Origin of the sequence: Pseudomonas sp. 22072 (genome assembly GCF_052046095.1) — a bacterium.
GTDB classification, from domain to species: Bacteria; Pseudomonadota; Gammaproteobacteria; order Pseudomonadales; family Pseudomonadaceae; genus Aquipseudomonas; species Aquipseudomonas paracarnis.
On record NZ_JBQEQE010000002.1, the window covers coordinates 69105 to 78168 of the forward strand.

At 61.3% G+C, this 9064-nt stretch carries 5 protein-coding genes; 1 reads left to right on the plus strand and 4 read right to left on the minus strand.

Features of this window, described 5'->3' with window-relative positions; all coding sequences use genetic code 11:
* Positions 1-5: 5 nt before the first annotated feature.
* Entirely contained in the window at positions 6-563 is a 558-nt protein-coding gene (locus ACTJLA_RS02380) for a PqiC family protein (protein WP_057976877.1), read from the plus strand.
* Between the two features lie 9 nt (positions 564-572).
* Here the strand turns inward: ACTJLA_RS02380 and ACTJLA_RS02385 are convergent, their stop codons facing one another.
* The 4 genes from ACTJLA_RS02385 to ACTJLA_RS02400 all read right to left on the minus strand — a co-directional run bounded on the left by ACTJLA_RS02385 (position 573) and on the right by ACTJLA_RS02400 (position 8890).
* Positions 573-3302 (minus strand): LuxR C-terminal-related transcriptional regulator, encoded by a 2730-nt coding sequence (locus ACTJLA_RS02385; protein ID WP_314547907.1) that lies wholly within the window; start codon positions 3300-3302, stop codon positions 573-575.
* Positions 3303-3613: 311 nt separating this feature from the next.
* Positions 3614-4978, minus strand: coding sequence for a DUF1329 domain-containing protein (locus tag ACTJLA_RS02390; protein WP_034126328.1), 1365 nt, complete (start codon positions 4976-4978; stop codon positions 3614-3616).
* A 42-nt stretch (positions 4979-5020) separates the two neighbouring features.
* The gene (locus ACTJLA_RS02395; RefSeq protein ID WP_003188640.1) at positions 5021-6880 is read right to left on the minus strand and encodes a DUF1302 domain-containing protein; all 1860 of its coding nucleotides are present in this window, start codon (positions 6878-6880) and stop codon (positions 5021-5023) included.
* Positions 6881-7207: 327 nt separating this feature from the next.
* A complete protein-coding gene (locus ACTJLA_RS02400; protein ID WP_089041368.1) occupies positions 7208-8890 on the minus strand; it encodes a fatty acid--CoA ligase in 1683 nt (560 codons plus the stop codon).
* Positions 8891-9064 lie beyond the last annotated feature (174 nt).

The following is a 9064-nucleotide window of genomic DNA, read 5'->3' on the forward strand; positions in this document are numbered from 1 at the left end:
CCGCCATGACATTGCCGTTGAAGATCACGTTGCTGAGCACCCTGCTGCTGCTCGGTGCCTGCCGCAGTGAACCCATCGCTTTTCATACCCTGACCCCGGCGCACTTGAGCCCGAGTACGCGAGCAGAGGCCGGCGGTGTGCGCATTGAGAGCATCAGCGTGCCGCCTCAGGTAGACCGCGCGCAGATCGTTATCCGCCAGGGCGACAGCGGCCTGGCGATTCTTGAAACCCAGTGGTGGGCCGCCACCCTCGCCGATGAACTGAGGAGCGCCTTGGTGGATCAATTAGCCAACAGCAATGCCCGGCAAGCCGTGGCTTTGCGCGTAGACGTGCAGCGGTTTGACTCGGTACCGGGGCAGTACGCATTGCTCGATGTGCGCTGGCGCGTGAGGCAAGTCAATGGCGATCGCCCGGCCTTGACCTGCCGCACCACCTTGCAATCACCTGCCGGGCCGAGCATCGACGAGTTGGTGGTGGCGCATCAGAACAACCTCAAGCGTTTCGCGGCGCTGATCAATCAGACCGTCGACACCTCACTCAAAGGCTGCCCGACCACGCCATAAACCCAGGGCTCAGGCCAACAACCCCATGGCCTTGGCCCGCGCCACCGCCTGGGTACGACGCTCCACGCCGAGCTTGCTGTTGATATGGCTGGCGTGGGTCTTCACCGTGTGCAGGGAGATGAACAGCTGGTTGCTGATTTCCTGGTTTGAACAGCCTTGGGCAATCAGTTGCAGCACCGCCAGCTCTCGAGTGCTGAGGGTTTCCTGTTGAGGTGTGGCTTCAACTGCGCTGGCTTGGGGCAGCAACTCCAGCAAGCTCTGATTGAGCAGCCCATGGGAATCCTTGCCCAACTGATCGCGTATCCACTGCGGATAACCCTCCAACAACCGTTGAAACGGCTGCAACGCACCGCCCGAACCGGCTTCCAGGGCACGGGCGAATACCGGCCGGGCCTTGGCTTCCAGGCCATTATCCAGAAGTAACTGCACCTGCTGGACCAGCGCCATCAGGGCAATCATCTGGCGCCCACTGTCATGGGCCTGTTGGGCCAACGCTTCCAGGCGTTGCAGCGCGCTGTCGGGCTGATGGCGCGTGGCATCGAGCGCAGCTTGTTGCAGCTCGATATGTTGCGGCAGGTGCGGATGAAACTCGGGGGCCGCCGCGGCGTGCTCGCCGTTGTAGGTCTGCCCCAGGCGGGCCAGCCAGGCGTCGGCCAGGTCAGTGCGCCCCTGGGCCAGCCACAACTCGCATTTGATCAGGGTGATCATCGCCAGGTAATAGATCGGCGGCACATCCCAGATGTGCATCAAGCGCTCGGCCTCGGCCAGTTCGGCAAAAGCATTGGCAAACTCCCTACGCCGCCCTTCGAAGCTGGCGATGACGCAGTGCCCGATCAGCACGCTGATATCGCGGCAGGCACGGGCCTCGGCCAGGCCGGCGCGCAAACGCGCCAGGCCGGCCTCGGGCTGGTAACGCACCAGCAGCAGGTAGCCTTCGTACAGCGACAGGCGCGCGCGCACGGCATATAGGCGTTGGGAGGCGAGCCCATGCAAGCGCTCCAGGCCCTGACGGACTTCATCCAGGGAACGCAGGATCTCCCCCCGCGCCTGCAGTACCCGGGCCCGGTCGTAATGGGCCAAGGCTTCAAACAAGGGGTTACCGACGCGCTGCGCCAGTTCCAACGATTCGCGGTTCAGGCCACGGGCGCGCCACAGGTCGGCATCGACGATCGCCAGGTTGGACAGGGTCGAAAGGCACATCAGGCGCTGGCCGTAACGCTTTTGCGGCAGGCTTTCCAACGCCTCTTGGCAATAGCGCTGGGTCAGCTCACGGTCCCCACGCCCACGGGCAATAATCCCGCTCAGCGCCAACCACTGGGCCAACATGGATTTTTGCGCGGTGGCCGACGGGGCAGGCAGGAAGCGGCTGAGGTAACTGGACAGCTCCTGTGCCGCATCCAATTGGCACGCCAGCCCCAACGCCCAGCTATACAGCACGATCAAACGTGGCGTGCTGATCAGCAGGCTGTCGGGCAAATCCATCTTCCAACGCAACAGCATGCCCACATTCTGCTCTGCCAGCAGTTGCTCTTCGGACAGGTTCTGCACTAGGTTCGCCGCCACATCCAGATGCCCGGCCCGCAGCGCCTGCTCCACCGCCTCGTCGATCAAGCCCTGGGCGTTAAACCAGCGACAGGCGCGCAAGTGCAAACTGGCCGGCGGCAAGGTGGCGCTTTTCTCGCGGCGGGTGCGCAGCAGGTCGGAGAACAAGTGGTGGTAGCGGTACCAATGGCCCTGCTCATCCAACGGCACCAGGAACACTTGATGAGCCTGCAAATAGCGCAGGATTTCTGCGCTGTCATGGGCCTCGCGGACGGCGTCGCATAGTTCGCTGCAAAAGCGCTCCTGAGGTGCGGTGTCGTACAGGAACGCTTGCACCTCCGCAGGCAGGCAGTCGATGACTTCTTCGAGCAGGTAATCGCGAATCAGACCCTCGCCACCGTGCAGGCTTTGCGGCAAGGCGCTCTCACTGCCGGCTTCGGAGGCCGCCAACAGCCAGAAGCGCAGGCCGGCGACCCAGCCCTCGCTACGGCGGATCAGGTTTTCCAACGCCTCGCCGCGCAATGCATCGCCGTGTCCATCCAGCACCGCCAGGGACTCGTCATGGGTCAGGCGCAGGTCTTGCTCATGCAGTTCCAACAGGTGCCGCGACAGGCGCAGGCGTGCCAGGTGCCAGTCCGGACGCTGCCGGCTGGTGACCAGCACCACCAGGCCATCAGGCAAATGATTGAGAAAAAACTGCAGGCAGCGATCCAGCACCGGGCCTTGGGCCAGGTGATAGTCATCCAGCACCAGCAATAACGGCGAACGTGCAGACAGGTGCACGGCCAGTTCGTCGAGCAGGCCATCGAGCCATTCTTCGAAGGCAAAGGGTTGGTGACGCTGGCGCATTTTCAGCAACCCCAGGGATTGGGCGCCGAGTTGCGGGAAATACTGTTGCAAGCCGTCGAGCAGCCGCTCCAGGAAACGGCCGGGGTCGCTGTCCCGAGGGCTCAGGCCCAACCACAGGCTTTGCCACTGGGCAGGCAAGCCCTGGCAGAACTCCACCGCCAACGAACTCTTGCCAAACCCCGCGGGCGCGCTGACCAGCAACAGTCGCCCATCAAGGCCCGCATTCAGCCGTTCGCACAGGCGCGGGCGCAGCACGTAGCCGTCAGGCAGCGGGGGCCGGTAGAAGCGGCCTTCCAGGGTCGGCATCACCACACTGGCAGGCCCATGGGTTCGGGACAGATCAGTCATCGCCGGGCTCTTGTAGAAGGCTGTTGTCGGCATTGCAGATGTCCGCAGACTAGCGGTAAAAGCGGCGGGATTGTAGATCTTTGCAACAAATGGCTGAAAAAGAACTGCGACAAGAAATATCCCTTCCAGCCTCCTGGAAAGAAGTAGGAGCGAGCTTGCTCGCGAAGCGCTCAAAAACAACGCGCCCATCCAGGAATGATCGTTCCCACGCTCTGCGTAGGAATACAGACTTCGACGCTGCGCGTCGACTTTTGAGGCGTGACGCAGAGCGTCACGGGAAGCGCTCCCACGCAGAGCGTGGGAGCGATCAGTTAGCGAACACCGTCCTGACGCAGGGCCGCTGGGGTGAAGTCGCTGGTGCTGGCGGTGAAGCCGAAGTCATAGGCCTGCTTCTCTTCGTTCTTCATGCCCAGGGCCAGGTAGCGGCCGGACTGCAGGTCGTAGAGGGTTTCCAGGGCGTACCACGGCACTTGCTTGTCGTAGTAGTTCTCGGCATGTGCTTCGGCAACGCGCCACAGTTGGCCGCGACCGTCGTAGTGGTCGATCACCGCTGCTTGCCAGGTGTCTTCGTCGATGTAGAAGTCACGCTTGGCGTAGATGTGGCGCTGGCCTTCCTTCAAGGTGGCGACCACGTGCCAGACCCGGCGCAGCTCGTAGCGAGCCAGGTCCTGGTTGATGTGGCCAGCCTTGATGATGTCGGCATACTTGAGCTTGGGATCGTCGACCTTGTAGCTGTTGGAGGCGATGTACATCTCTTTCTTGCCTTCCAGCTTCCAGTCGTAGCGGTCCGGCGCACCGTTGTACATGTCGAGGTTGTCGGAGGTACGCAGGCCATCGGCGGCAGTACCCGGCCCGTCATAGGACACTTGCGGCGCCCGACGCACACGGCGCTGCCCGGCATTGTAGACCCAGGCCGAACGCGGCTCTTTGACCTGGTCGAGGGTTTCGTGCACCAGCAGTACACCACCGGCCAGGCGCGCTGGCGCAGTCACTTGCTGCTTGAAGTAGAACAGCACGTTGCCTGGGTTTTTCGGATCGAAGTCCTTCATCTTGTCGCGGAACACGAACTGGTCGCGGAAGTACACCAGGCTGTAGGAACCGTTGGTTTGCGGGGTGGCCTGGGTGACCAGGCGGGTCACGCTGCCGCCGCGATAACGGGTGATGTGGTTCCAGATAACCTCGACGCCGCTCTTGGGAATCGGGAACGGGACGGCGGTTTCGAAGTTTTCCAGGCCGTTGCCGCCGGACACCAGGTTGGTGGTGGTGGCGTTTTTCTTGATCGAGGCAAACACCTCGGCCGGTACGGTGGCGCCGCGATGGGTCGGGTACACCGGCATCTTGAAGCTGTCCGGGTAACGCTTGAACATCGCGTATTGCCCGGGGGCCAGCTTGTCTTTGTACTGCTCGACGTTCTGCGCAGTGATGGTGAACTGCGGTTGCTCGCTGGCATACGGGTTGGCGAGGAAACCACGGGCGTCCACCGCGCCGGCATTGGTCGGCAATGGCGACCATTTAGGAATGGTGCCGGCCGCGTTACCCGCCATCTCGGCGCCCATCGGGGTCAGGGTCGTGCCGAGCTTGGCGGCTTCATCTGCCGAGACTGCCGCCATGACGTTACTCGCCAGGATCGACAGCCCAAGCACACCCACGTGCAACAGACTTTTTGTTATTTTCATGCTCTGGTCTTCCTGAATACATGCCACTTGAAAAGAGTGTGCTTAGAAGTTGGCGCCGAAGCTCAAGGCGACAAAGTCGCGGTCATCCACGGTGCTGAACTTGCCACCAAAGAAGTTGGTGTACGCCAGGCTCGCGGTGTAGGTGTTCTGGTATTCGGCATCCAGGCCCAGGCTGACCGCCTTGCGACCTTCTTCAAAGTTGCCGCCAGGGCCTGGCGAGTAACCTTTGACGTCGTGGGACCAGGCCACGTTGGGCTTGAGGTTCACGCCTGCGAACACGTCCGGGTATTCCCAGATGGCACGGGCGCGGTAGCCCCATGACGTTGCGGTGGTATAGCCGTCGTTATTGCAATTGGTGTTCAGGCCAGCAGCGTTGGGCAAGCCGGCGCCGTTGGCGGTGGAGTTGTTGAGGGCGTTGCAGAACCCACCTGGCAGCGTGCCTGGGCCGAACACCGGATCGCGGCCGTAACGAGCCTGGGATTTGCTTTCCAGGCCACCCACGTGGGTCACGCCGATTTCACCGACGGTGGTGAGGCGGCTGGCGCCCATGACCTGGTCGAAGAAGTGCGTGAAAGTGGTCTGGAACTGGGTGACTTCCTTGCGGTTGTAGCCGTGCAGGTCCTGGCCTGGCGTGCCCTTGAGCACGGACGCATTGCCAAAGCCGGGGATCGGCGTGACGCCGGCGAACAGAATGTCAGTGGTGCTCAACTGCACCGGCGCATTCGGACGGTAGCTCAACTCACCGCTCCAGGCGGTGCCGGTAGGCAAGGTGGTGGAGAAGCTCAGGCCGTAGAGGCGAATATCTTCCGGGTACTCGACGAAGTAGTTCGAGCTACCCGCCACGATCAACGGCCGCAAGGCCCCCAGTGGCCCCAGCGGACGCGTGTAGGCCGCCGATGGCGCGCCCTGCGCGCTGAAGATCGGCGCGCGGCTGTGGTAGTTCATGAAGTACGCGCCGAATTCGGTATCCAGCGGTTCGAAGTTGTAGCGCATAGCGACGCCGAACTGGCCGCTGTCGCGTGCATCACGGTCCGGACCACGACGCACCAGTACGCCTTCGCTGTTCACGTCCACACCCAAGGCACCCAGAGTTGGCAGGGCGGCAGCAGGAATGGTGGAACGCTTGTTCAGTACCCGCAGGTTGTTGCTGCAACCATCGGAGATCACGTCCGGCTGCGAGAAGAACGTGCCGCAGTTATCGGTCACGGTCTGGTCCCACTCCAGTTGGTAAAACGCCTCGGCCGACAGGTTGTCGGTGAGCGACTGGGACACGTAGAACATGTTCACCGGGATCAAGCCTTCCTTGATCTCGGCCCCCGGACGACGAAACGCCGACACGTCGATCGGGTTGATGGAGTTGATGCCGCCGCCGATGAAGGTACTTTCGCCCCAGCTCACGACCTGCTTACCAAAACGCACGGAACCCGGCGCATCGGCAATCGAGTAGTTGTGGTAGACGAATGCATCGAGAATCTGCCCGCCCGAAGACTTGGCGCCTTCCTTGCGGTTGTTGTCGCTGATGTCCTTGAACGGACGGCTTTCGTCCTTGAGTTCGAAGTCGTACCAGTACTTGCCCCGCACAAATACACCGGTGTCGCCGTACTTCAGTTCCAGGTCGTGGATGCCCTTGAAGATCTTCGAGAACGTTTCGCCGCGCTTGAAGTTCAAGTGCCCGTCATCGGAGGTCTGGGACAGGCCCTTGCCGCCGTTGTTGGCACCGATCAGGTCACGATTGGGCTTGGCCGTGGACCAGCTCGCCCCCACGGAAAGCGACGAGTCAAAGCTCCCTTCGATTTCACCAATGTTGAAACTGACGCCGAATGCCGGCCCGGCGAGCGTAGAAGCGAGGCTGACGGCCAGGGGCAGTCTTGCCCGGCGCCAGAACTGGTTTACTGAGGTCATCGACGCTACTCCATGTGCATATTTTATTGTTATGGCAGTGAGCCCTTTCTTCAGATGTAACGGCCGGGATACAACGATTCCAATGCCGCATCGCCACCGAGCCTCCATGGCTCGAAGCGCAACATCCGCGAAAAACTCTGAAAGGGACTATAGCCAGAGGGGGGTAGTGCTTGATCCCTCTAAAGTGTGATTTGCATCACCAACCTGTCTGCCACAACCCTTTCGCCACGCCGACGAAGGTCGACGCGGGAAGGATGGCTGAAATTCGGCAAATCACAAGTAAAGGCTTGATATAGAGCATTGNCCGAACGGGCGCGGCGAGAGGGTTTAGAGCGTGGACAGGAACGTGCTGTTGTTGGCCTGCCATTCGATGATGTCGACACGGATACGTTTCTTGTCGAGTTTGCCGACACTGGTCTTGGGAATTTCAGTAACAACGGCGATCTGGCTCGGGATCGCCCACTTGCTCAAATGGCCCAGCTCGACAAAAGGCTTGAGGTGTTCCTTGAGCTCTCGCGCATCGATCACATGCCCTTCACGCACCACCAACAAGGCGAAGGGCCGCTCGCCCCATTGCGGATCGGCGATGCCTACCACCGCCACTTCCCGTACGGCGGGGTGACGGCTGACCAGATCTTCGAGGGCCAGGGAGGAGATCCATTCGCCGCCGGTCTTGATCACATCCTTGATGCGGTCGCGGATATCAATCACACCGAAGGCATCCAGCGTGGCCACATCACCGGTGTGCAGCCAGCCACCGGCCCATAGCTCGGCGCCCTTGTGCGGCTCGTTGTAGTAACCCTCGGTCAGCCACGGCGCGCGCAGCACCAGTTCGCCCTGGGTTTCGCCATCGGCGGGTAAGAAACGACCGTCGGTGTCCATGATTGCCGCTTCGACCAACGGCCCCGGGACACCGGCCTTGATGCGGTAGGTGGTGCGCTCATCTTCGCTGCCAGCCATCAACTCATCATTGAGGTGAGCGCAGGATACCAGCGGCCCGGTCTCGGACATGCCATATGCAGCGGTCAGTTGAATGCCTCGGGCCTTGGCGGCTTCGTACAGCGAACGGTTCAGGGCGCTGCCGCCGATGACGATTTTCCAACCGCCGAAATCCACGTTCTGCGCAGCCTTGGCGTTGAGCACCATTTGCAGAATGGTCGGCACACAGTGGGAGAACGTCACCTTCTCCTTGCGCCACAGTTCCACCAGGTATTCCGGGTCGTAGCGGCCGGGGTACACCTGTTTCAGCCCGAGCATGGTCGCCACATACGGCAAGCCCCAGGCGTGTACGTGGAACATCGGCGTGATCGGCATGTACACGTCGTTGGTGCCCAGCAGCCGCACGCTGTCGACGCTGCCCATGATGGTCGCTACGCCAATGGTGTGCAGCACCAGTTGCCGATGGGTGAAGTACACGCCCTTGGGGTTGCCGGTGGTGCCGGTGGTATAGAAAGTGGTGGCGACCGAGTTTTCGTCGAAATCTTCGAAGTCGTAGGTGGGGCTGGCGGCGGCCAGCAGGGTTTCGTACTCACCTACCAGGTTGGGTAGCTCGGCGGTGTGGGTGTCACCATCGGTAATCAATAAGGTCTTGTCGACGGTAGTGAGCTGCCCGGCAATCGCCTGGTAGAGCCCCACGAACTCACTGTTGACCAGCACAAAGCGGTCTTCGGCGTGGTTCATGGTGTACAGAATCTGTTCTGGCGACAGGCGCACGTTGATAGTGTGAATCACCGCGCCGATCATCGGGATGGCGAACATACACTCCAGGTAACGGTGGCTGTCCCAGTCCATCACCGCCACCGTGTCACCGGCCTTGACCCCGGCTTCGGTCAGCACATTGGCCAGGCGAGCGACGCGCTCGATCAGCGTCGGGTAGCTGTAGCGCAGCTTGTCGCGATAGATAATTTCCCGGGTTTTCTCGTAGCGAGTCCCGGACATCAGCAGACGCTTGATCAACAGCGGGTATTGGTACGCACCTTCGGCGGGCGGGATAACACGGGTCTGCAACATAAGAATCCCTTTAATGACTGCACGGTCTTGGCTTGAAGACCTGCACTGTAGAGCGCTTATGTTTCAGCCAAATCAGCCAAAGGAATGATTTGCAGGGGCCAGTAAATGCTAGCGTTACGCCATTACCGAGGACCTAATGAAACCCAATGTGGGAGCGGGCTTGCTCGCGAATGC

Coding starts and splice junctions, on each gene's coding strand:
- ACTJLA_RS02380 (WP_057976877.1), top strand. CDS start 6: ATGACATTGCCGTTGAAGATCACGTTGCTGAGCACCCTGCTGCTGCTC.
- ACTJLA_RS02385 (WP_314547907.1), bottom strand. CDS start 3,302: ATGACTGATCTGTCCCGAACCCATGGGCCTGCCAGTGTGGTGATGCCG.
- ACTJLA_RS02390 (WP_034126328.1), bottom strand. CDS start 4,978: ATGAAAATAACAAAAAGTCTGTTGCACGTGGGTGTGCTTGGGCTGTCG.
- ACTJLA_RS02395 (WP_003188640.1), bottom strand. CDS start 6,880: ATGACCTCAGTAAACCAGTTCTGGCGCCGGGCAAGACTGCCCCTGGCC.
- ACTJLA_RS02400 (WP_089041368.1), bottom strand. CDS start 8,890: ATGTTGCAGACCCGTGTTATCCCGCCCGCCGAAGGTGCGTACCAATAC.